The following is a 20,633-nucleotide window of genomic DNA, read 5'->3' as shown; positions in this document are numbered from 1 at the left end:
CTCGTTCCGAGGCCTCATGAGGGAGGATTCCGCACTGTGACGGGGAATCTGAGCAGTGACGGGTGGTGGGTCTGAGCTGTGACGGGTGGATGGGCGGGGAACCTGCTGCTGGGCGGCATCATCCTGCTCGGTTCCTCCGTGCAGTGGCTGACCGGCATGGGCTTCGCACTGGTCGCCGTACCCGCGCTCGTCCTCCTGCTGGGGCCGAGCGAAGGCGTCGTCCTCGCGAACTGCGCCGCCGGGGCCATCTGTCTCGTCGGGCTCGCGGGCGGGCGGCGGTACGTGCGGCCGCGGGCAATGGTGCCGCTGTGCGCCGCGGCCGCGTGCACCGTACCGGCCGGGACATGGGTGGCCCGGCGACTGCCCGAGCCCGTCCTGCTCGCCTTCATGGGAGCGCTGGTGACAGTGGCCGTGCTGCTGGTCATGCGCGGCGCCCGGGTGACCGCCCTGCGCGGGGCCGGCGGCGCGGTGACCGCGGGAGCACTGGGCGGGTTCATGAACTCGGCGGCAGGCGTCGGGGGACCGCCGGTCTCCCTGTACGCGGTCAACGCGGGCTGGCCGGTACGGGAGTTCGTCCCGAACGCGTTCTTCTACGGAGTGCTGGTGAACGCATTCTCCGTCGCCGCGAACGGGTTGCCCCAACTCAGCACGCCCGTCTGGCTGTTGGCCGCGACCGGCATGGCTGCCGGAGCCGCCATCGGGAGGGCGCTTGCCCCTCGGGTGCCGGATAAACGGGCCCGGGGGTTGGTGCTGCTGCTGGCGTTGGGCGGGGGGCTCACGACTTTGGGGAAAGGGCTCTGGGGACTGTAGAGGTTTTGCACCTCGTCTCCCTCAGTCCACGAACTCCTTGAGCGGATCGGTGTCCAGGGTGATGTTCACAGGCGCCGGGAGGTCGACACGTTCAGATGCAAGTCGATCACGGAACGTCACTCTTATGAGTTGCGCGCCCTCGACTCACGTACAAACTTGGTTGGTTGAGTTAATCCCCACCAGACCCAAAACCCAGTGGAAGAGCTCGGGTCTCGGGGCTCAAGCTCCGGGCTGGACTGCGGAAACGAAGGCGGACCCGGCCGGGCGGTGATCACCAACTCCGGGCTGACGGAAGGTGGCCAAGCCGTCAGCCCGGCCGCCCCGGCATACCTGAGCCCGCGTCAGCCCTGCTTCTCGCGGATCTCCCGCAGGTGGTGATCCACGACGTACGCCTCGGTCGCCGTGCGCGCCGCCTGCCTGCGGGACTCCCATTCGGCGTCGGACACGTCGGGCCGGTTCTCCCGCATCCGGCGCTTGACCTCTGCCCAGCTGCTGTACCGGCTCATCGCGTTATTTGACCTCGCGCAACCCCAGCGGCCCCGCCAGCTCCTCCGCCATGACCTTGCCGGCCTCCTCCGCCAGAGCGTCCTCGTTGAAGTCCTGGTCGGTGTCGAGGCCGTCGAGTTCTTCCAGGGGCTGGTTCAGGCGTACGTGGGCGACCAGGGACTGGAGGGCTCGGAGGGTGGCGGAGGCCGTGGAGCCCCAGTTGGAGAAGTACGAGAACTGCCACCACCACAGGGCCTCCGTGGTGCGACCCGCGCGGTAGTGGGCCATGCCGTGGCGGAGATCGGCGATGACGTCGGCCAGGTCGTCGGAGATACGGGCGGGGACCCGGCCCTTGCGGTGCTCGTAGGGGTCGAAGACCTCGGAGTAGACGTCGATCGGGTCGAGCAGGGCGGCCAGGCGCTCGCGGAGTTCGTCCACGTCCGGCTCGGGGCCGAGGTCGGGCTCGTAACGCTCCTCGGGAAGGATGTCCTCGTGGGCGCCCAGACGGCCGCCCGCCAGCATCAGCTGGGAGACCTCGAGCAGCAGGAAGGGCACGGCCGAGTCCGGTTCGTCGCCCTTGGCAACCTCGGTGACCGCGACAAGGAAGCTCTCGATCTGGTCCGCGATCTGGACCGCGAAGTCACCCGGGTCGTGAGCGGTCGCGTGCAGCGTGGCGTCAGACATCTAGAAGTCGACCTTCCTCATGAGCGAAAACACGTTCAGACATCCAGGAACCGCCCTCTCGCGAAGGCGCGGCCGTCTCGATGGCGTTCGTCTCAGACATCGAGCAACCGCCTCCCCTCGAAAGCCCGGCCCAGGGTGACCTCATCGGCGTACTCGAGGTCACCGCCGACCGGCAGACCGCTGGCCAGGCGGGTGACCCTGAGGCCCATGGGCTTGATCATGCGGGCGAGATACGTGGCCGTCGCCTCGCCCTCCAGGTTCGGGTCCGTGGCCAGGATCAGCTCGGTCACCGTGCCGTCCGCGAGGCGGGCCAGGAGTTCCCTTATCCGCAGGTCGTCGGGGCCGACGCCCTCGATCGGGCTGATCGCGCCGCCGAGGACGTGGTACTTGCCCCGGAACTCCCGCGTCCGCTCGATCGCCACGACATCCTTCGGCTCCTCCACCACGCAGATGACCGAGAGGTCGCGGCGCGTGTCGCGGCAGATGTTGCACAGCTCCTCCTGCGCGACGTTCCCGCAGGTGGCGCAGAAGCGGACCTTCGCCTTCACTTCGAGGAGCGTCTGCGCGAGACGCCGTACGTCCGTCGGCTCCGCCTGCAGGATGTGGAAGGCGATCCGCTGCGCGCTCTTGGGACCGACGCCGGGAAGCCGCCCCAGTTCGTCGATGAGGTCCTGGACCACGCCTTCGTACAACGGATTGCCTTCCTGTTCACGCTCTCTCGGTACGTACCGTAGTCGCGCTTGCTCTCTTGGTACGTACGGTAGTTGTCGTCCGGCCTTCTTAGAAGAGACGGCCGGGTTGACTTAGAACGGCAGGCCGGGGATGCCGCTGCCGCCCAGGCCCTGTGCCAGCGGGCCGAGCTTCTCCTGCTGGAGCGCCTGCGCGTTCTCGTTGGCCGCCTGGACCGCCGCGACGATCAGGTCGGCGAGGGTCTCGGTGTCCTCGGGGTCCACGGCCTTCGGGTCGATCTTGAGGGCGCGCAGCTCGCCGGAGCCCGTCACGGTCGCCTTCACCAGGCCGCCGCCCGCCTGGCCGTCGACCTCGGTGCGCGCCAGCTCCTCCTGCGCGTTCGCGAGGTCCTGCTGCATCTTCTGGGCCTGCTGGAGCAGCTGCTGCATGTTGGGCTGGCCACCACCGGGAATCACGATCAGCTCCTGGTTTCGTACGGCTGTCCGGGCAGGGTTCTCCGCCCGCGCGGGCGTCTCCCGCCTGGGCATGAGCCTACGTGGTCTACAGCGGCATCGCTCCAGCACTCTTTCGAGTGAGTCAGGGCGATTGCCTATACCTGATCAAGGATCACGTCCGAGCGTAAAACCCCCGATACCGGGGCCATCGCCACCCATTGGGAGTTAGTAAGGGTGGGGGCGCTTCAGCAGCTTGCGGCACCCTTGCGCCACGGTACCGTCACGCAACGTAACGATGAGGGAGCGTCGGTGAGCCAGCCGGAGATGCAGCCCGAGGGGTCGGCCCAGGACGGTCGGGGTGACGGGCGGGGGGACGGTCGAGCTGACGGATACGGGAGCGAATATGGGGGCGGCGGATATGGCGGCGGCGTGCGGCCCGGTGATCCGGTGCGGGCCGGGGAGGCGGCACCCCGTGATCTGATGGGGCGGCCGTTTCCGCTCAGTGACTGGGCGGAGCCGGCTGAATCGCTCCATGAGCTGTACCGGTGGGTGGAGGCGGGGGCGCTCGCCACGGTCTCCTGGTATCTCGCCGGGCGGGGATGGAAGCGGCGGGGGGCGCGGGTGCTTCGGGCCGGTACGGCTGTGGGGGCGGTGGCTGGAGCGGCGTTTCCGGTGCTCGATCTCACGGGGGCGGTGGGTGGTGTGGCCCCCTGGGGTTATCTGGCGCTCCTGGGTGGGGTCGCTTGTGTGGCGGTGGACCGTTTCTTCGGGGTCACGTCCGGGTGGATAAGGGATGTGGCCACGGCTCAGGCCGTGCAGCGGCGGCTTCAGGCGCTGCAGTTCGACTGGGCGTCGGAGTGTGTGCGGGAGGTTCTCGGGCCTACGGAGGGGACGGCCGCGGATGCTGCCGAGCGGTGCCTCGGGGTGTTGCGGCGGTTCTCCGAGGACGTCACGGAGCTGGTGCGGGCGGAGACCGCGGACTGGATGGTGGAGTTCCGCACGGGTTCCGCTCCGCTGGGTCTGCAGTCGTCCGTGGCCGGGGCTTCGCGGCCGGACCCGTTGGCGCCGGGGCGGCTGCCTTTGGTGCCGGGGGCGCGGCCGAACATGCCGCGGCAGCGGCCGCCGGAGGCTCGATGAGGGCCGGCGGCGGAGCCGCCGACCCTCCCCTGGGGGCTCCGCCCCCAGACCCCCGTATCGGCCTGAACGGCCTCGTCCTCAAGCGCCGGACGGGCTGACTTGTGCCTGGCCCGGGCTGGAAAGTTCAGGTAGTCACGTCTGCGGCTGCGGGAACGCCACCGGGCTTCGATAACCCGCCCTGCTCACCGCCCTCACTCCGAAGAACACGTTGTCCTTCGACAAGTCCACCTTGTGTTTCGTCACGTCGCCGACCCGGATCACGTGCGTCCAGTCGGGCTCCGTGGTCTCGCGCCACACCACCTCGTAGCCCGCGAGGTCGGGCTCGGAGCCGCGCGTCCAGGTCAGCTCGGTGGAGTTCGTCAGCGCGGCGGTGAGGATCTTGGCACCCCGCGGTGTGCCGGGGGCCTGGGCCAGGCTCCAGAGGGCGGCCGCGTTCACGCGCGCCACGCGGGCGATGAAGGCGAAGTCGCAGAACTCCGGCAGGTCCCCGTACTGCTTGCCGTTCTCGACCCGTACGTCCTGGTGCTGGTGCGCGTAGTCCTCGGCCGGTTCGGTGAAGCGGGCGGCGGGATAGGCGCGTTCGAGGAACGGGATGTGGTCGCCGCCGCGGCGGTAGCGGTCGCGGCGGTAGATGACGCGTACGTTCATGCCGGTCGCGGAGTTGTCCGCCGTGTCCCTGACGAAGCGGGCCAGCTGGCGGGTGGCGGAGTCGTTCTCGCCGCCCACGGAGCGGCGGGTGTCGGCCTGTTCGGGGGTTTCCGAGGAGGGGACGCCCTCCGCGAAGAGACGGATCGTGTACGGGTCCTTGGTGCCGTCGTCCGCGGTCGAGCTGCCCACGATGTCGTTGGTGAACATGCCCTGGACGTCCGCGTCGGCCGACCGGAACCGCTGCGCCATGTGCGCGGCCCCGTACAGCCCCTGCTCCTCCCCCGCCACCGCCGCGAACACGATCGTCGCGGCCGGGCGGCGCCCAGCCATCACGCGGGCCAGTTCCATGGCGACCGCCACCCCCGAGGCGTCGTCGTCCGCGCCCGGGGCGTCCGAGGTGGCGTCCATGGGGTCGGAGCAGCGGGAGTCGTAATGGCCGGAGACCACGTAGATGCGGTCCGGCGTGACCGAGCCGCGCAGGGTCGCGACGACGTTCGTGATGCGGGTGGCCGTAGGGATACGGTTCGCCGGCTGCTGGACGTACGACTGGAGTTCGGCCGTCATCCGGCCGCCGGAGGCTTTCGCGTACGACTTCATCTCCGCGAGGATCCAGTCGCGGGCCGCGCCTATGCCGCGTTCGGGGTCGTCCTGGGAGGAGAGGGTGTGCCGGGTGCCGAAGGAGGCGAGTTTGCGGACGGTCGCCTCGATGCGGTCGGGGTCGATCTCCCCCAACAGGGCGCGGAGTTCGCGGGACGGGGGCTGAGCGGTGGCGGGGGGACGCGTACCTGTGGGCTCCATGGCCTTGGCCTGCGCGGCGACCGCGTCGGCCGAGACCGCTACGGCGGCCGATGCCGCGGCCAGGACGTTTCTTCTGCTGGGGCGCATGGGTCCTCCCGGAACACGGGTGCACGGGTGTACGGGTGTACGGGTGGGGGAACGACACCGTGACTTGCCATCGTTCTGCACGCGCCAGGCAGGGGCAAGGGCGCCCGGGGACCCCTGCCAGTCGATCAGTCGGCCTCGTCGCTCCTGGCCTTCTCGTCGCACAGCTTGGCCCCGGTCACCGTCTCGCACGGCACGTGCCCGTGGCCGCGGATCACGCTCTGGGCGGTGCCCCGGCGGACGTAGGCGAGGAAGCTGTCGGTGAGGGAGTTCGCGGAGGGGCGGCGGTAGGTGTAGGCGTACTCGAGCCCGTAGTACGGGTAGGCGTTCCGGCCCTTCTCCAGGTCCTCGACGGAGGCCTCGTGACCGTCGATGGCGAGTCGGCGCAGGTCGCGCCGTTCGGTGGCCTGGCTGAGCTCGCTGTAGCCGATGGCGCCGGCGGTCGCGGCGACCGTGTCCAGCACCTGTTCCGTGGAGCCGAGCTCGCAGCGTGTGACGGGATAGGACGAGTCGTCCTTGCTGCCGCAGTCCAGCGAGGTGCTGGGCACCCGCTCCCAGCTGTCCAGCACCTCCCGCTGGAACATCTGCCGCGTACCGGAGTCGGCGTCCCGGCTGACGAGGACGACAGAAATGTCGGGGAGCCGTGCGTCGAGCTGCCGCCAGCGGGTGACCTCGCCGCGGTAGATACGGCGTACGTCGTCCAGGGTCAGGCCCCCGCTCGGCCGGATGCCGTCATTGACGACCAGGGTGAACAGGGACAACGCGACCCGGTTCGCGGTCAGTTGGGGATCGTCGATGGTCCTGGGGCCGTCGGAGAAGGCGATGACGGCGGGCGAACCCTTCGACCGGGCGCCCAGAGCGGCGAGTTCACTGACCCCGGCCGTGCTGCCGCGCGCGTCCACGTCGATGTCGGCGCCCTCGCAGTCCTGCTCGTACTCCTGCGCCAGGCCCTCCAGCACGGGCTTGAACGCGGTCGACCCGGTGAGCGTCAGCCGGCCCGTCTCGCATTCGATCGGCGGCGGAGTGTCGTCCCGGGCGACGACGATCGTGGCCAGGGTGATCACGCAGAGCGTCAGCAGCACGGTGATCAGCCGGGCCGCGCGGCTGAACAGCGGCGGTTTGTCGTCCGGAAGAACGGCGCTGTTGGGATGCACCTCGCCGTCGCGGATGCCGCCGATGAGCCGTATGCCGCAGCCGACGTCCCCGCCCGACAGCAGCACGAGCAGCTTGAAGTGCTCGCCCCGGTTGAGCGGGACTCGGGGGATGCGCAGGACGCCGTCCTGATAGCCGAAACCCGCGGCCGGGGTGAAGTGGTCCATGAGGTGGTCGGTGCCGACGGGCTGCGTGACCGACACACCTCGGATCACGCGGTCGCTGAACACCGCGGTGAGACCGTGCCGTTCACGCCCGGTGTAGTCGCTGTCGGCGATGCTCTGCGAGCCGTCGTTCTCCACGCGCAGCAGCACCAGCGTCGCATCCGACATGTCCGACGCCTCGTCGAACAGCCCGAGCCGTACGTTCGCGCGGCCCGAACGCACATCGTGGCCTATGGGGTTGTCCATCTGCACGCGGTAGCCGATCCGCTTACGGCGCGGCACCCGGCGCTCGTACCAGACCATCACGGCGGACGCCACGACACCGACGACCGCCGTCGTCAGCGCGATGACGTTCTCCGCGCTCAGCCAATCCTGCACGTGAGCCACTCCCCCGAGCATGACACTGCGTGGTCAAGGTACGGCCCTCGGCGGGGACATTACGGACACGACAGCGGAAGTTCAGCGGCAGTTCAGCGACTTCACAGCTTTGTGCACGTCAACTCGCCTTGCTGTACGTCATTGCGTCCTGGTGTAGGTCAGCTCGCCGCCGCCCGCCGTGTTCACGCGGCGCAGGCGGCCGTCCGGGAGGATGGTCAGTTCCGTGGCCTCACCGGGGCTGCAGGCGGTGGCCGGTTCGCCGACGGTGACCGTGGAGGGGCCGATGCGGAGCGGACCGCCGGCGGTCGGGGCCTCGGCCAGTTCCGCCTGGAACACGCAGTGGTACGTAGCGCCGTCGGCCGGTCCGTCCGCCGTGAGCGAGAGCACGATGTCGCCCACCTCGCCCTGCTGGATGGTGAGCCGGCGGGTGTTGCTTCCGGTGCCGGTGTCGAAGACCGCCGTCCAACTGCCGAGGTATGCGGTGGGGATCGTGCCGCCTGCGGGGTTCTCCTCCGCGGTCGTCGGTGGCTGGGTGGTCGGATCCTGGGCCGGGCCCTGGGTGGTGGTCGGGTCCGCGGTCGTGGACGCGCTCGTCGTCGGTGACGCCGTGGGGTCGCCGCCCGCGCCGTCGCTGTCCCCGCCGCCGCTCATCAGCGCGTAGACCGAGCCTCCCGCGGCGAGCGCGACGACCAGGGCCACCACGATCAGGAAGGCGGTGGAGCGGCCGTTTCGGTGGGGTGGTTGCTGCGGGGTGCCGACTCCGGGCCCGTACGGAGGTCCGTACGGAGGAGTCGAGCCCGGCTCGGGCGCGTACGCCGGAGTCGGACTCCAGGTGCCGGGCTGCTGCGGGTAGCCGTACCCGGCGGGCTGCGGGTGCTGCTGCGGATAGCCGTAGGCCGGGCCCGGCGGATGGGTGGGCGGAGCCGTCTGCCCCGGGCCGTTGACCATCGTGGGCAGGTGATCCAGCGGGGCGCTGCCCGGCGGGCCCGGCGGGGGCGGGGCCAAGTCGTCGGAGGCGGGGGCGTGTTCGGGGGCGGCTTCGGGGATGGGGGCGCGTTCGGGGGTGGGCGCGTGGGGCTTGACGACGTCCACGGCGGCCGGACCCTCCACACCGCCCGCGGCGGCCACCTCCGCGGAGCCCGCAGGGCCCGCAGTACCTGCCGCCTTCTCGGCGCTCGCGGCGGCCGCAGCCCCCTCCTCCGGACTCTCCGGATTCTCGGTGTCCAGCAACTGCACGGCATGGCGCCCCAGTTGGGCCACCAGCATGCTCGGCAGCCAGGGTTCGCGGCTGCGGCCGTCGGCGACGGTGTCCTCCGCGCCGGTACGTCGCAGGATGTCGTCCAGGCTCGGGCGGGCGGCCGGGTCCTTGCGCAGACAGAGCCGTACGAGATCGGCGAGGCCTTCCGGCAGCCGCTCCAGGTCCGGTTCCTCCTGCGCGACGCGGAACATCAGGGCGTGCACCCCGCTGTTGGCCGTACCGAAGGGAAGGTCGCCGGTAGCCGCGTACGCGAGGACGGAACCCAGGCAGAAGACGTCGCACGCGGGCGTGATGCGGTCGCCGCGCACCTGCTCGGGGGCCATGAACCCGGGCGAGCCGACGAGCGCGCCGGTACGTGTCAGTCCCCCGTCGGTCACGGTCTCCAGGGCGCGTGCGATGCCGAAGTCGATGACGCGGGGGCCGTCGATCGTGACGAGCACGTTCGAGGGCTTGAGGTCGCGGTGGATGATCCCGGCGGCGTGAATGTCCTTGAGGGCGTGGGCCAGTCCGGCCGCGAGGATGCGTACGGAACGCTCGGGCAACGCGCCATGGTCGTGCCCGACGACCGTCTGAAGGGACGGCCCGGCGACATAACCGGTCGCCACCCACGGAATCGCGGCCTCCGTGTCCGCGTCGAGCACGGGCGCGGTCCAGTACCCCCCGACCCGCCGTGCCGCCTGCACCTCCTGCCGGAACCGCGCCCGGAACTCCTCCTGCTCGGCAAGCTCCTGCCGGACCAGCTTCACGGCGACGGTACGGCCCCGGTCGGAGCGCGCCAGATACACGTTCCCCATACCGCCGGCGCCCAGCCGCGCCAGCAGCCGGTACGCGCCGATCCTCTGCGGATCTCCTGGCCCCAGCTTCTCCATGGCCAGCGCCACCTTCCCCCGTGCGTGTGCAACAGAGTGAGGATAATGCGGCCGTACGGGGCGGTGGGTCGGGCGGTATCTACAAGCCCGTAACAGGTGACGCCGACGACGAGACCTCGTCGAGTGCCTGCGACAGGCGTTCCAATACGCGTACGGTCTCGGCGAACGCGTCTTCGCCGAGGGCGTCCGCGAGGCGGTCGGCGAGGGCCGCGTGGCCGGGGTCGATCTTCGCGATGGCGGCGCGGCCCTCCTCGGTCGGGGTGAGCAGCTTGGCGCGGCGGTGGGCGGGGTTCGGCGCGTACTCGGCGAGGCCCTTCTCGACGAGCAGGTCGGCGATCCGTTGCACGCTCTGCCGGGTGATGCCCATCGCGCGGGCGATCCCGGAGACGGGGAGGGGCTCGGAGAGTACGGCTCCGAGGACCTGCCACCAGGCGGCGGTCAGTCCGGCGGGCCGGGCCAACTCCTCTGCCACGGACAGGAGTTGACCGTTGAGCCGGAAGACATCGAGGGCGCTGCGGCTGAGCAGATCCTGACGCTCTCGGCTCACTGGCCGGCCGCCTCGAGGACGGCGTACGCCTCCGGGTCCGAGTCGTGGAACAGCCGGTACCAGGCGTCCAGCACCTCGCCTTCGTACACGCCGAGCAGCCGGAACACCTCGCGGGCGAGGGCGACGGGTTCGGTGGGCCCGGCGGTGATCAGCTTCCCGTCGGTCACGGCGTCGGCGTCGACGTATCGCTCGCCGCCCTTGTAGCCCGTGGCGGCCAGGTAGAAGGAGACAGCGCTGGTGTGGCTCCGGTCGTCGAGCAGGCCCTCGCGGGCCAGCCCGGCCGTCGCCCCGCAGATGGCGGCGACGGAGACGCCCGCGTCGAGAAACTCCCGCGCCTTGCGCGCGAACGGCGCGAGGTCGTCACTCGTGTCCCAGAGGTCGGCACCGGTGAGGATCAGCAGCGAACTGTCCTCGGGACGTACGCCGTCGAGGGCGAGGTCGGGCTGAATGCGCAGGCCGCCGATGGTCGTCACCGTTTCGAGGGTGGGTCCCACGGTCCGGATCTCGTACCCGGCACGGGCGAGATACGCGGTCGTGTGTCCGGTCTCCCAGTCGGCGAAGGTGTCGTAGACGGCGAGGTGGACGGGCTTGCGGGGTGTCGTGCCGGTCATGGCTGCTCCTCCTAGTGTGCACCGCAATGCGATGTCAGCATGCTGTCAAAAAGGCAGCAGGCTGTCAAGAGCTGGGGCTCCTTAACCCGCGCGAGCGGTCCGCTTAACCCCTCGTTCCCTAGCGTCTTCGACATGGACAGCACAGAGAATCTCGGACTGATCGCCGCCCACCTCGGCCTCGATCTCGTCGCCGTGACGCTGCTGACGTTCGGCGTCTTCCACCCACGGCACCACAGGCGGGAACTGGTGCCGGCGTACCTCGCACTGAACGTCTCGCTGTTCGCGGTCGTCGCCGCGCTCGGCAGGATGGGCAACGACGGCGGACTCGCGCTCGGTTTCGGGCTGTTCGGGGTGCTGTCGATCGTCCGGCTCCGATCGGACGCGGTGCAGCACCAGGAGGTCGCGTACTACTTCACGACCCTGGTCCTGGGCCTTCTGTGCGGGCTGCCCGGCCTGGGCCTCGGGGTCGCCGCGGGCCTCGCGGTCGTTCTGCTGCTCGTCATGTACGTCGCCGACCATCCCCGGCTGTACGCACGGGAGCGGCGGGCCGTCGTCACGCTCGACGTGGTGCACCGCGACGCGGGCGCGCTCCGCGAGGACCTGCGGCTTCGGCTGGGCGAGCCGCTGGGATGGATAGTCAGGGAAATCGACTACGTGCGGGACCTGATGGTTGTGGACGTGCGGTACCGGGAGCCGGGAACGGGATCCGTGTCGGAGTCGGCGACAGTGGCGGGGGCCGCCGGGGCATCCGCGTGGGAGCCGGCGGCGGTCCGGAACGGTGCGCGGGTACCCGCGGCCACGGAACCGGCGCGGTGAGCGCCGCCGAGCGTGCCGTCGGTCGGGCCGCGCTCGCCGCGCACACCGCCTCGCTGGCCGAGCTGAACGCCCGCGCCGAGCTGCTCGCCCGCCACGACAACAGTTACGTCGTCCCCGTCGCCGTCTTCGAGGACTTCGCGGCACGGCTGACCGATCCGCGACGCGCGGAAGGCCCGTTCCGGGTACTGGCCATCGGCGGGCTGCGCTCCTTCCAGTACCGCTCCACGTACTACGACACCCCCGGACTGCGTACCTTCCACGATCACCGTCAGGGTCGGCGGCTGCGCTTCCGGGTCCGGGAGCGGGTCTACCAGGACAGCGGGGAGCGGCAGTTCGAGATCAAGCTCAAGAGCGGGCGCGGCGAGACGGTCAAGCACCGGCAGCGGATGGACGGGGGTGATCACCCTCTGGACGGAGTGCGGCGCCGGTTCCTGACCGACGTCCTCGGGCGGTCGTACGGCATCCAGGCCCCGTCCGGTCTCGTGCCCTCCCTGGTGACGGACTACCGGCGTGTGACGTTCGCCGTCGACGGGGAGCGGGTGACGTGCGACGCCGGACTGCTCGTCCGGGATCCGGCGACGGGCCGTACGGCTGCCGCCGCCGAGGGGCTGGTGCTCGTCGAGACGAAGACCCGGGGCCATCTCACGGCGGCGGACCGCATCCTGCACGGGTACGGGGTGCGGCCGGCCGACTTCACGAAGTACAGCGCGGGGCTGGCGGCCCTGCGGCCCGACCTGGGGGCGAACGCGTGGGTGAGGTGGGTGCGGGCGGTGTTCGGGCAGTGCTAGCTCTGGGCCGCGGGGAACGTCAGTGTCACCCGCGCCCCGGGCGCGTTCTCCGTACGGAAGCGGCCGCCCGGCTCCTCCGCCGTGCGGCGGGCGATGTCCAGGCCCAGGCCCGTGGAGCCCGCGCCGCTGCTGCCGCGTTCGGTGGCGTGGGTGCCGGGGAAGCCGGGGCCCTCGTCCGCGACGAGGAGTTCCGGCCCGTCGGGGGTGGCGCGTGCCCTGACGCGGAAGGGGGTGCCCTGGGGCGTGTGGTCGAGGACGTTGCCGATCAACGCGTCGAGGGCGGCGGCGAGTTCGTCGGCGGGGACGGTGACCGGGAGTGCCCCGGAAGGGGTGTCGACCTCGACCGGGCGCCCCTGGTCCTCCGCCAGCGGCAGCCAGAACGCGGCACGTTCGCGGGCGACGGCGGCCAGGTCGGCACGGGGCGCCTCTTCCCGGAGGGGACGCCGGGCCGTGCGGATGACCTCGTCGACGCTGTGCTCCAGCGCGGCCACACCCGCGGCGATCCGTTCGGCCTCGGCCGGGTCGCGCAGGGTCTCGGCGTCCAGGCGGAGGGCGGCCACGGGGGTACGGAGGCGGTGGGCGAGGTCGGCGGCGTTCTCGCGTTCCGCGGTGAGGAGTTCGTCGATGCGGGCGGCGAGCCGGTTCAACTGGCTGGCGATCAGCCGAAGTTCGGGCGGCCCCTCGGGTTCTGCGCGGGCCGACAGATCACCGGCGGCCAGCCGGTCCGCGGTGCGGGCCAGGGAGCGGGTCGCGCCGACGAGGCGCGCGCCGAGCCGGTCGGCGAGCAGCAGCCCCAGCAGGACGAGGCCGACGCCTATGCCCGCGAGGACGAGCCACGACGTGAACACCCCGTCGTACAACTGCCCTCTGGTGAGGGCCACTTGAGCCACCGCCGTACCGTCGGCGGCACCCTGCACCGGCACGAGGACGACCCGCCCGCCGTCCGGCGGCTCGTACGTGAACGCCCGTCCGGTCCGCGCGAGCCGCACCGCGTCCGTCACCCGGGCCGGCGCCCCGATGACGGAACCGTCCGCCAGCACCAGCGAAATGCTCGGCAGCCCCGGCCCGTTCACGCTCTGCACGGTCTGCTCGGCGCCCTCCCGGCCGCCCGCGCCCGCGACGAGCTCGGGTCCGGCGGCGGCCGCCACCCACTGCGCCCGCGCGGTCGCCTCCGCGGTGGCCCGGTCCGCGGCGTGGCTGCGGGTGAGCAGGGTGAGCGGCACCAGCAGCGCGGCCAGCACGAGTGCGGTGGTGGCCCCGGTGAGCAGGAGCACCCGCCGCCGCACTAGCCGGCCTCCGGCGCCATCAGCTTGACGCCGACCGTTCGTACCGTGTGCAGGTAGCGCGGTGACTGGGCCGTTTCCCCCAGCTTCCTCCTCAGCCAGGACAGGTGGACGTCGACCGTCTTGTCGGCGCCGCCCAGCGGCTGTTGCCAGACCTCGGCGAGGAGTTCGCGGCGGGACACCACCTGGCCCGGGCGGCGGGCCAGGTGGGCGAGAAGGTCGAACTCGCGGGGCGTCAGGTCCAGGGAGTGGCCGTCGAGAGTGACCTCGCGGGACATCGGGTCGACGGTGAGGCCGCCCACCCGTAGCGGTTCCTCCGCCTCGGGCGGGCCCAGGCGTCGCAGCACCGCCTTGATCCGGGCGTCCAGCTGCGCCGCGCCGAACGGCTTCACGATGTAGTCGTCCGCGCCGCTCTCCAGGAGCGCGACCATCTCCGGCTCCTCGTCGCGTGCCGTCGCCACGATCACCGGTACGTCGCTGACGGCCCGCAGCATCCTCAGCACCTGGCCGCCGTCCACGTCCGGCAGCCCCAGATCCAGCACGATCAGGTCGGGCGGGCTGGTCACCGCCGCGTCGAGCCCCGCCATACCGCTGGGCGCCGTCGCGACGGCATGGCCCTTGTCCCGCAGGGCGCGCACCAGGGCGCCGCGCAGCGCCGGATCGTCCTCCACCACGAGCAGATGGGCCATGCGGCCACCGTAGTCAGGGAGTTGGGGTGGGGGTGGCCGCGGGCGGGGGTAGGACCTCTCCTTGTACGCGTTTTAACCGGGCCTTAGGAAAAGGTGCGCGAAGCTCTTCCCGCGAGGTGGTTCCGAGGTGGTTCTTCTGAGGCGGTTCTTCTCATGAGGTGGCGGAGCGCGGTCGTGACCGCGGTATGGGTCGCCGTCGGCACGGGCGCGGGCGGACTCGGCGCATGGCAGCTCGCGAACGCCGACGGGGACGGCGGCGCGCACGGACGGGCACTGGACGACGCGGCCGTGCGGCGCGCGCTCGCGGAAGCCACGCCGGGGCCGGGCACGCCGCGTTCACCTGGTTCATCGGGTCCGTCGGGTCCGTCGAATTCCGGATCCGATTCAGGGACGTCCCCGGCCGGGACAGCCCCGAAATCCCCAGGTTCCGCCACACCATCGGGTTCCCCCAGCACCGACCCCACCCGCACATCCCGGAGGGACACGGTGCACTTCGCCGGCGGCAGCGCCACCGCCGAGTGCCGCGCCGACGGGAGCGTGTTCCTCGTCTCCTGGAGCCCGGCCGACGGGTACCAGTTCGACGAGGACGTAGAGCGAGGGCCCGCCCCGGTGGCCCGCCTGGAGGCGGAGCCGACCGCCGACGACGCGGACGACCTCACGTACGAGATCACCTGCAGGGCCGACGGGCCCAGGGCCCAGCGCGTGGCCGACACCGACGACTGACGGCCCACGCCTCGAGAGTGCACGCGGCGAACCCGACACTCTGTCGCGATCGGCCCCGTAGCGCAGGCAGAACGCCGATATCGCGCCCACCCCCCGGATACCTACGCTCACCCGCATGACCCCTCAGCCCAGCCACCCCCAGGCCGGTGCCGCAGTCAAGGCCGCGGACCGTGCCCACGTCTTCCACTCCTGGTCCGCGCAGGAACTCATCGACCCGCTCGCCGTCGCCGGCGCCGAGGGTTCGTACTTCTGGGACTACGACGGCAAGCGGTACCTGGACTTCACCAGCGGGCTCGTCTTCGCGAACGTCGGCTATCAGCACCCGAAGATCGTCGCCGCCATCCAGGAGCAGGCCGCCACCCTCACCACCTTCGCACCCGCCTTCGCCGTCGAGGCCCGCTCGGAAGCCGCCCGGCTCATCGCCCGTAAAACCCCCGGCGACCTCGACAAGATCTTCTTCACCAACGGCGGCGCCGAAGCCGTGGAGAACGCCACCCGCATGGCCCGCCTGCACACCGGCCGCCCGAAGGTGCTGTCCGCCTACCGCTCGTACCACGGCGCCACGGCCACCGCGATCAACCTCACCGGCGACCCCCGCCGCTGGCCCAACGACACCGCGTCCGCCGGAGTCGTCCACTTCTGGGCGCCCTACCTCTACCGCTCCCCCTTCCACGCCGAGACCGAGGCGCAGGAATGCGAGCGCGCCCTGACGCACCTCGCCGACACCATCGCCTTCGAGGGCCCGGCCACCATCGCCGCGATCATCCTCGAGACCATCCCCGGTACGGCCGGGATCATGATCCCCCCGCCCGGCTACCTGGAAGGCGTCCGCGCGCTCTGCGACGAGTACGGCATCGTCTTCGTCCTCGACGAGGTCATGGCCGGCTTCGGCCGCACCGGCGAGTGGTTCGCCGCCGACCACTTCGGCGTCGTACCGGACCTGATGACCTTCGCGAAGGGCGTGAACTCCGGTTACGTACCCCTCGGCGGCGTCGCGATCTCCGAAGCCGTCGCGGAGACCTTCGCCCGCAGGCCCTACCCCGGCGGGCTCACCTACTCCGGGCACCCGCTGGCCTGCGCCGCCGCCGTCGCCACGATCAACGTCATGGAGGAGGAAGGCATCGTCGAGCAGGCCGCACGCATCGGCGAGAGTGTCCTCGGCCCCACTCTGCGCGAGCTCGCCGCCCGTCACCCCAGCGTCGGCGAGGTGCGCGGCACCGGCGTCTTCTGGGCCCTGGAACTCGTACGGAACAAGGAGACCCGCGAACCTCTCGTCCCCTACAACGCGTCGGGCGAGACGAACGCCCCCATGGCCGCCTTCGGTGCCGCCGCCAGGAAGCACGGCCTGTGGCCCTTCATCAACATGAACCGCACCCACGTCGTCCCCCCGTGCACCATCACGGAAGCCGAGGCGAAGGAGGGCCTGGCCGCGCTGGACGAGGCGCTGTCGGTCGCGGACGAACACACCGTGTAGTACGCGGTGGAGGCATACGGCCATGGGGGGCGCCGTATGTCCTGATGCGCCCCCCATCGCACCCGAACCTGAACGCGTAAGGTGACGTGCTCGTAGACATGTTCGTAGACATGAGCGCGTACTGGCCCGATCGGGGGAGGACCAAGAACCATGCCCGGCACCGGCGGTGGCAATGGCTCCGTGACGCGCAGCACGCTGCGGCAGCAGATCGCGGACGCGCTGCGTGACGAGGTGCTGGCCGGGCGCCTCCAGCCGGGCCAGGAGTTCACGGTGAAGGAGATAGCCGAGCAGTACGGCGTCTCCGCGACCCCCGTCCGCGAGGCCCTGGTCGATCTGTCGGCGCAGGGTCTGCTGGACGCGGACCAGCACCGCGGTTTCCGCGTGCACGAGTACTCGCCGGCCGACTACCGGGGCATGATCGAGGCCCGCGGCCTGGTCACGGACGGACTCTTCCACCGGTACCTGGACGAGAAGTCCGACATCAGCCGGGCCGCCCGCGCCGCCTTGGACGCACGCGCCGGCGACCCGCGCACCGCCGCCGTTCTCGCCGGAGTGCGCCGCCGCGGCGAGGAGGCCGAGCGTGCCGCCGTCGCCGGTGACCTGAACATACTGATCGGCTACGACCTGCGCTTCTGGCGCGAGCTCAGCAATCTCTTCGGCAACCCCTACCTCTCCGACTTCCTGCACCGCCTGCGCGTCCAGTCCTGGGTGTGCGCGGTCCAGTACCTGCGTACGGTCGATCTGCGCGGCTGCCTCTGGGCCGAGCACACCGCGCTCGTCGACGCCCTCGTGCGCCGCGACGCCGAGGCCGCGCACGCGATCGTCACCGAGTACAACGCGCACTCCCTCGCCCTCATCGAACGGATCGCGGCGGGATGACCGCGGTCGCTTGCCGGGCGTCAGGGGACGTGGGTCGGCGGGGTGTGGGTAACGGGGGGTGGGTAGGGGATCTGCACGACAGGGGGCGGCGGGATCCGTACGTCGGGCGGGCCGGATCCGTACAACGGGCCGGCGGGTTCCGCACGACAGGGGCGGACCGCGCTTGTCACCCATTACGCTTCCTTGACCACCGTGCTACCCGAGGAGTTCTCTGTTGGCCTGTGACCTGTGGCTGGTCCCACTCGTCGACGTGCTGTGCCACACCCCCGACAACCCCTTCGCCGAGGAACTGGCGCTCTACGACAAGGCCCTGAGCGAGGCCGGACTCCCACCGGTGCCGGTGTACCAGTACATGCCGGGGCTCTCCGGCGACGTGGCCCCGGTCGCGGGCTTCGACTACGACGCGCTGCACTTCCTTCGCCGCGCGTACCTGCTGCAGGTGCGCGGCCTCGCGGTGACCCCGGTCGACGACCTGGTCGGCGACTACGAGCAGTTGCTGGAGATCTTCGAGGCGACGGCCCAGCAGTCGCACCTGGTCTGGCACTACGACCACGCGGGCGCGTACGTACCGGTCGACTTCCCGCACCCGCTCTCGAACGACGAACTCCTCGCGGGCGGCGGCCCCTTGGGCTCCTCCCAGACCCTGCTGCGCGAGCTGGAGTTCGTGGCCCCGACGATCGGCATCGACCCCGCGAACCCGCCCCTGCCTCCGGAACCCCCCATGGCCCCCACGTCGTTGGAGGAACCGGCCGCCCCCGCCCCCTTCGACGCGAGCCCCTTCGCCCGCGAGCGGCATGTGTGGCTGGGCCTGCACGCGGCGGCGACGCGGAGCCTGGCCCAGGGCTCGATGATCATCTTCAGCTGAGGGTCACCCCAGCTGCGACAGTCCCTTCTGCAGGTCGTCGAGGTTCATGACCGGGCTCACTTCGACCTTGGCGCCGAGCTGGAGGAAGAAAGGCTCGGCGAGGGACGGCAGGTCCGAGCTGTCCTGCATGTCGAAGACGAACACGCAGGAGCGCTGCCCTTCATCGGGCATGAAGTAGGCGGCCTCCGGCTTGATGGTGTCCATGGTCGACTTGATCAACTCCGCCAGCTTGCCCTCCCGGATGGCCTCACTCGACTTCTCGGTGTCCAGGGTCGCCTTGAGCATGACGCGCATCGCTCTCACCTCTCGTCAGGCGTTCGAGACGGTCAATTTCTGGCCTTTTACCCAGTATGTGCCGAGGTCGAAGACGGGGCATGTCGATCCCGTGGGCACCCGAGGGCTCAGCCGGGCGGGCGCCTGAGGCCGAGAACCTCGGGCCTACCGGTGTGCCCCGCGGTCGAGTGCGGGGCACACCGGTAGGCCGGGCTCGCTCACCCGGCCCAGGTCACCGTTGCCACGGCAGCCTGATGGCGTATACGAGAGGCATATCCGCGTACGGGGCAGGGTCCGCGGTCACCACGTGCCGGCCGTCCGGCCAGTCCGGTGTCGGGCGGGACAGGTGGACCGCGTGGCCGAGACGCCACTCCACACCGTCACGCAGCAACGCGCCCGCGAAGTCCAACTCGACGATCTCGGCCGCGGACAGGGCCCCGATGTGCTCCGCCGGCCCCTTGCGCATACCGTCGGCGGCGGCCAGGCAGAGTGCGGGAACGTACACGTGCCGCCTCGGCCTGCTCGCCGGTTTCCCTGTCCGCTCCGGCAGCCATGCCTCACGCCTCCCCTGTGTCACGGTCAACCGCATGGGGGTCCATGCTGCGGGACGGGGAGCGGAGGACGGGGAGCGGAGAGGTGTGAGGCGGCGTCCCCTGAGGGAGAGTTGCCTGGATTCGCACGGCCATGAGGACCTACGTCAAACGGCCACGGCCGAGACGTTGCCGCCGGGCAGTGTGGCGGCGTACGCATCGATGTCGTCGCGGTCGGAGGTGAGAACGCTGCCTCCGCCGTGACTGGCCGCGATGAAGACGGCCAGGGCGTCCACCGGATCAGGGCGCTTCTTCGGCGGTAGTGCAGCAGACCCGATCATGTCGCCGAGTGTCTTCCAGCCCTCGATATTCACTCCTCCCGCACAGGGGAGACAGCGCGGCGGAAGACCGTCGGCGTACCGGACCCTGTCAACGGGGTACACGAAGACATCGGCAAGGAGACGCTTCCAGGCGTAGGCCGTCTTCGGGCTTGTCTGCCATGCCTGCGACAGGGCGGGACCAGGGACGATCGGCTGGTGTCCGCCGGCCGTGACGAACCCCTTGTGCAGGATGTGCGCCCGGCGGTCCTGACCGACCAGCGCCATCAGCATGCCTGCGTCGTACACGACCACGCTCACGCGGCGGCCTCGCCGTGCGGTGCAGGGCCGAGAATCGCGTCGACCTCCGCCTGCTCTCCCTCTGTCGGCTCGATGTCGTCACCTGCCCAGACACCCGTACCGGCTTGCTCCTCGGCCTCCGTGCGCGCCTTCTGGAAGGGCTCGAAGATCTCCCTGACCCGATCCTGCTGGTCCATCTGCGCCTGGGCGGCGATCGCCAGGAACGTGGAAACGTCGAGTCCGGCGTCTGCGGCGTGCTCCTTTATCCGGTCGCGCACCTCGGCCGGCATGCTGATCGAGAAACGTACAATCGCCATGCCAATACCGTAATACCGAGTGTTACGCAGCTGGGAGCCCACGCCTGCACCGGGGACGAGGTGGCTACGGCTGGCGTGGGCGTACTCCCAGCTCCAGCTCACCGGCGCACCGCCACCATCGCCTCATCGAGAACCTTGGACAAGTCGTCGGCAGCTGCTTTGACGGTGGCCTCGTCGGAGCGCGCATTGTGCATGCGGTGCAGCGCGTCCTTGTAGCGGGCGGCCAGCTCGGGCCTGCGCGCGATCTCGATATCCCGGGCCCAGGTGAGGATCCAAGCCCGGAGTGGCGTCAGCGAGTTCTCTTCGAGCGCCTCGGCAACGGCCTTGTCACGCTGCTCCGCCATCTCCTCCAGGCGCTGCGGAGCGACGACGGCCAGGGCCTGACGCAGGGCCTCAGGGGTGCGTTCGGGACGGGGAATCAACTCTCCGCCATATTGCTCGGGCTGTGCGGTCACGGTTCCTCCTCACGATCCCCCACCAGCGCAGTGCCCCTCTCCTCGGCCGCGGCCAGGATACGGCTGATCTCGGCGGCAGCTGCGCGGCGCTCGGCTCGGTCGTCGGAGGCGGCGACGATCCGTTCGCACTGGGTGGGCGACCCGTTCATGTTCGTCGGGCCGCCCACACGCCGG

25 protein-coding genes are annotated in these 20,633 nt (G+C 70.8%); 8 read left to right on the top strand and 17 right to left on the bottom strand.

Annotated features, from left to right (window positions below):
- Nucleotides 1–78 precede the first annotated feature (78 nt).
- On the top strand, nucleotides 79–810 hold the full coding sequence (locus OP79_RS22560; protein WP_033322236.1) for a sulfite exporter TauE/SafE family protein: 732 nt from the start codon (nucleotides 79–81) through the stop codon (nucleotides 808–810).
- A gap of 341 nt (nucleotides 811–1,151) precedes the next feature.
- Here the strand turns inward: OP79_RS22560 and OP79_RS49805 are convergent, their stop codons facing one another.
- The 4 genes from OP79_RS49805 to OP79_RS22540 form a co-directional block, all read right to left on the bottom strand.
- Complete coding sequence (locus OP79_RS49805; RefSeq protein ID WP_245685411.1) at nucleotides 1,152–1,316, bottom strand: hypothetical protein; 165 nt, start codon at nucleotides 1,314–1,316, stop codon at nucleotides 1,152–1,154.
- Between the two features lie 4 nt (nucleotides 1,317–1,320).
- Nucleotides 1,321–1,980, bottom strand: coding sequence for a DUF5063 domain-containing protein (locus OP79_RS22550; RefSeq protein WP_033322233.1), 660 nt, complete (start codon nucleotides 1,978–1,980; stop codon nucleotides 1,321–1,323).
- Nucleotides 1,981–2,072: 92 nt separating this feature from the next.
- The gene (recR, locus tag OP79_RS22545; protein WP_033322230.1) at nucleotides 2,073–2,672 is read right to left on the bottom strand and encodes a recombination mediator RecR; all 600 of its coding nucleotides are present in this window, start codon (nucleotides 2,670–2,672) and stop codon (nucleotides 2,073–2,075) included.
- A 111-nt stretch (nucleotides 2,673–2,783) separates the two neighbouring features.
- Entirely contained in the window at nucleotides 2,784–3,125 is a 342-nt protein-coding gene (locus OP79_RS22540) for a YbaB/EbfC family nucleoid-associated protein (RefSeq protein ID WP_033322471.1), read from the bottom strand.
- Nucleotides 3,126–3,413: 288 nt separating this feature from the next.
- On the opposite strand from OP79_RS22540, the gene OP79_RS22535 reads away from it, so the two are divergent.
- Nucleotides 3,414–4,241, top strand: coding sequence for an SLATT domain-containing protein (locus tag OP79_RS22535; protein ID WP_033322228.1), 828 nt, complete (start codon nucleotides 3,414–3,416; stop codon nucleotides 4,239–4,241).
- A gap of 132 nt (nucleotides 4,242–4,373) precedes the next feature.
- Here the strand turns inward: OP79_RS22535 and OP79_RS22530 are convergent, their stop codons facing one another.
- The 5 genes from OP79_RS22530 to OP79_RS22510 form a co-directional block, all read right to left on the bottom strand.
- Nucleotides 4,374–5,774 (bottom strand): M20/M25/M40 family metallo-hydrolase, encoded by a 1,401-nt coding sequence (locus tag OP79_RS22530; protein WP_033322225.1) that lies wholly within the window; start codon nucleotides 5,772–5,774, stop codon nucleotides 4,374–4,376.
- Between the two features lie 125 nt (nucleotides 5,775–5,899).
- Nucleotides 5,900–7,465: a PstS family phosphate ABC transporter substrate-binding protein gene (locus OP79_RS22525; protein WP_245685410.1), complete on the bottom strand. Its 1,566-nt coding sequence runs from the start codon at nucleotides 7,463–7,465 to the stop codon at nucleotides 5,900–5,902.
- Nucleotides 7,466–7,603: 138 nt separating this feature from the next.
- Entirely contained in the window at nucleotides 7,604–9,592 is a 1,989-nt protein-coding gene (locus OP79_RS22520; protein ID WP_033322221.1) for a protein kinase domain-containing protein, read from the bottom strand.
- 79 nt (nucleotides 9,593–9,671) lie between these two features.
- Nucleotides 9,672–10,139 (bottom strand): MarR family winged helix-turn-helix transcriptional regulator, encoded by a 468-nt coding sequence (locus OP79_RS22515; RefSeq protein ID WP_033322219.1) that lies wholly within the window; start codon nucleotides 10,137–10,139, stop codon nucleotides 9,672–9,674.
- Nucleotides 10,136–10,750: a type 1 glutamine amidotransferase family protein gene (locus OP79_RS22510; protein ID WP_033322216.1), complete on the bottom strand. Its 615-nt coding sequence runs from the start codon at nucleotides 10,748–10,750 to the stop codon at nucleotides 10,136–10,138. The genes OP79_RS22515 and OP79_RS22510 overlap by 4 nt, the downstream gene beginning before the upstream one ends.
- A gap of 132 nt (nucleotides 10,751–10,882) precedes the next feature.
- On the opposite strand from OP79_RS22510, the gene OP79_RS22505 reads away from it, so the two are divergent.
- Nucleotides 10,883–11,566, top strand: a complete 684-nt coding sequence (locus OP79_RS22505; RefSeq protein WP_078491945.1) for a DUF4956 domain-containing protein — start codon at nucleotides 10,883–10,885, stop codon at nucleotides 11,564–11,566.
- The gene (locus OP79_RS22500) at nucleotides 11,563–12,354 is read left to right on the top strand and encodes a VTC domain-containing protein (RefSeq protein ID WP_033322213.1); all 792 of its coding nucleotides are present in this window, start codon (nucleotides 11,563–11,565) and stop codon (nucleotides 12,352–12,354) included. The genes OP79_RS22505 and OP79_RS22500 overlap by 4 nt, the downstream gene beginning before the upstream one ends.
- Here OP79_RS22500 and OP79_RS22495 read toward each other — a convergent pair.
- On the bottom strand, nucleotides 12,351–13,640 hold the full coding sequence (locus OP79_RS22495; RefSeq protein WP_033322210.1) for a sensor histidine kinase: 1,290 nt from the start codon (nucleotides 13,638–13,640) through the stop codon (nucleotides 12,351–12,353). The two genes, OP79_RS22500 and OP79_RS22495, sit on opposite strands and share 4 nt — an antisense overlap.
- Nucleotides 13,640–14,326, bottom strand: a complete 687-nt coding sequence (locus OP79_RS22490) for a response regulator transcription factor (RefSeq protein WP_033322208.1) — start codon at nucleotides 14,324–14,326, stop codon at nucleotides 13,640–13,642. Before OP79_RS22490 ends, OP79_RS22495 begins: the two co-directional genes overlap by 1 nt.
- 174 nt (nucleotides 14,327–14,500) lie before the next feature.
- Here OP79_RS22490 and OP79_RS55330 point away from each other — a divergent pair, with 174 nt between their 5' ends.
- The 4 genes from OP79_RS55330 to OP79_RS22470 all read left to right on the top strand — a co-directional run bounded on the left by OP79_RS55330 (nucleotide 14,501) and on the right by OP79_RS22470 (nucleotide 18,267).
- Nucleotides 14,501–15,049 carry a hypothetical protein gene (locus OP79_RS55330; protein WP_157857348.1) on the top strand — a complete coding sequence of 183 codons (549 nt, stop codon included), beginning with the start codon at nucleotides 14,501–14,503 and terminating at the stop codon, nucleotides 15,047–15,049.
- 115 nt (nucleotides 15,050–15,164) lie between these two features.
- Nucleotides 15,165–16,523: an aspartate aminotransferase family protein gene (locus OP79_RS22480; RefSeq protein ID WP_033322204.1), complete on the top strand. Its 1,359-nt coding sequence runs from the start codon at nucleotides 15,165–15,167 to the stop codon at nucleotides 16,521–16,523.
- Nucleotides 16,524–16,673: 150 nt separating this feature from the next.
- A complete protein-coding gene (locus OP79_RS22475; RefSeq protein ID WP_033322202.1) occupies nucleotides 16,674–17,402 on the top strand; it encodes a GntR family transcriptional regulator in 729 nt (242 codons plus the stop codon).
- Nucleotides 17,403–17,616: 214 nt separating this feature from the next.
- Nucleotides 17,617–18,267 carry a hypothetical protein gene (locus OP79_RS22470; RefSeq protein WP_033322200.1) on the top strand — a complete coding sequence of 217 codons (651 nt, stop codon included), beginning with the start codon at nucleotides 17,617–17,619 and terminating at the stop codon, nucleotides 18,265–18,267.
- Between the two features lie 3 nt (nucleotides 18,268–18,270).
- Here OP79_RS22470 and OP79_RS22465 read toward each other — a convergent pair whose 3' ends face one another.
- The 6 genes from OP79_RS22465 to OP79_RS55325 form a co-directional block, all read right to left on the bottom strand.
- A complete protein-coding gene (locus tag OP79_RS22465) occupies nucleotides 18,271–18,561 on the bottom strand; it encodes a DUF3303 family protein (RefSeq protein ID WP_033322197.1) in 291 nt (96 codons plus the stop codon).
- A 211-nt stretch (nucleotides 18,562–18,772) separates the two neighbouring features.
- A complete protein-coding gene (locus tag OP79_RS22460) occupies nucleotides 18,773–19,045 on the bottom strand; it encodes a PIN domain-containing protein (RefSeq protein ID WP_051744819.1) in 273 nt (90 codons plus the stop codon).
- 192 nt (nucleotides 19,046–19,237) lie between these two features.
- Nucleotides 19,238–19,708, bottom strand: coding sequence for a hypothetical protein (locus OP79_RS22455; protein WP_033322193.1), 471 nt, complete (start codon nucleotides 19,706–19,708; stop codon nucleotides 19,238–19,240).
- Nucleotides 19,705–20,004 carry a hypothetical protein gene (locus OP79_RS22450; RefSeq protein ID WP_033322468.1) on the bottom strand — a complete coding sequence of 100 codons (300 nt, stop codon included), beginning with the start codon at nucleotides 20,002–20,004 and terminating at the stop codon, nucleotides 19,705–19,707. The genes OP79_RS22455 and OP79_RS22450 overlap by 4 nt, the downstream gene beginning before the upstream one ends.
- Nucleotides 20,005–20,102: 98 nt before the next feature.
- Entirely contained in the window at nucleotides 20,103–20,459 is a 357-nt protein-coding gene (locus OP79_RS22445; RefSeq protein WP_033322190.1) for a hypothetical protein, read from the bottom strand.
- Nucleotides 20,456–20,608, bottom strand: a complete 153-nt coding sequence (locus OP79_RS55325; RefSeq protein ID WP_157857346.1) for a hypothetical protein — start codon at nucleotides 20,606–20,608, stop codon at nucleotides 20,456–20,458. Before OP79_RS55325 ends, OP79_RS22445 begins: the two co-directional genes overlap by 4 nt.
- Between the last annotated feature and the right edge of the window lie 25 nt (nucleotides 20,609–20,633).

Source organism: Streptomyces yerevanensis (assembly GCF_000716805.1).
GTDB classification, from domain to species: Bacteria; Actinomycetota; Actinomycetes; order Streptomycetales; family Streptomycetaceae; genus Streptomyces; species Streptomyces flaveus.
The sequence above is the reverse complement of the archived record's forward strand: the minus strand, read 5'-3'. Positions and strand labels throughout refer to the sequence as shown.

Bases quoted from the DNA above. Each gene is read 5' to 3' on its own strand.
- OP79_RS49805 (WP_245685411.1), bottom strand. From the start codon at position 1,316: ATGAGCCGGTACAGCAGCTGGGCAGAGGTCAAGCGCCGGATGCGGGAG.
- OP79_RS22550 (WP_033322233.1), bottom strand. From the start codon at position 1,980: ATGTCTGACGCCACGCTGCACGCGACCGCTCACGACCCGGGTGACTTC.
- OP79_RS22530 (WP_033322225.1), bottom strand. From the start codon at position 5,774: ATGCGCCCCAGCAGAAGAAACGTCCTGGCCGCGGCATCGGCCGCCGTA.
- OP79_RS22520 (WP_033322221.1), bottom strand. From the start codon at position 9,592: ATGGAGAAGCTGGGGCCAGGAGATCCGCAGAGGATCGGCGCGTACCGG.
- OP79_RS22510 (WP_033322216.1), bottom strand. From the start codon at position 10,750: ATGACCGGCACGACACCCCGCAAGCCCGTCCACCTCGCCGTCTACGAC.
- OP79_RS22505 (WP_078491945.1), top strand. From the start codon at position 10,883: ATGGACAGCACAGAGAATCTCGGACTGATCGCCGCCCACCTCGGCCTC.
- OP79_RS22490 (WP_033322208.1), bottom strand. From the start codon at position 14,326: ATGGCCCATCTGCTCGTGGTGGAGGACGATCCGGCGCTGCGCGGCGCC.
- OP79_RS22480 (WP_033322204.1), top strand. From the start codon at position 15,165: ATGACCCCTCAGCCCAGCCACCCCCAGGCCGGTGCCGCAGTCAAGGCC.
- OP79_RS22475 (WP_033322202.1), top strand. From the start codon at position 16,674: ATGCCCGGCACCGGCGGTGGCAATGGCTCCGTGACGCGCAGCACGCTG.
- OP79_RS22465 (WP_033322197.1), bottom strand. From the start codon at position 18,561: ATGCGCGTCATGCTCAAGGCGACCCTGGACACCGAGAAGTCGAGTGAG.
- OP79_RS22450 (WP_033322468.1), bottom strand. From the start codon at position 20,004: ATGGCGATTGTACGTTTCTCGATCAGCATGCCGGCCGAGGTGCGCGAC.
- OP79_RS55325 (WP_157857346.1), bottom strand. From the start codon at position 20,608: ATGAACGGGTCGCCCACCCAGTGCGAACGGATCGTCGCCGCCTCCGAC.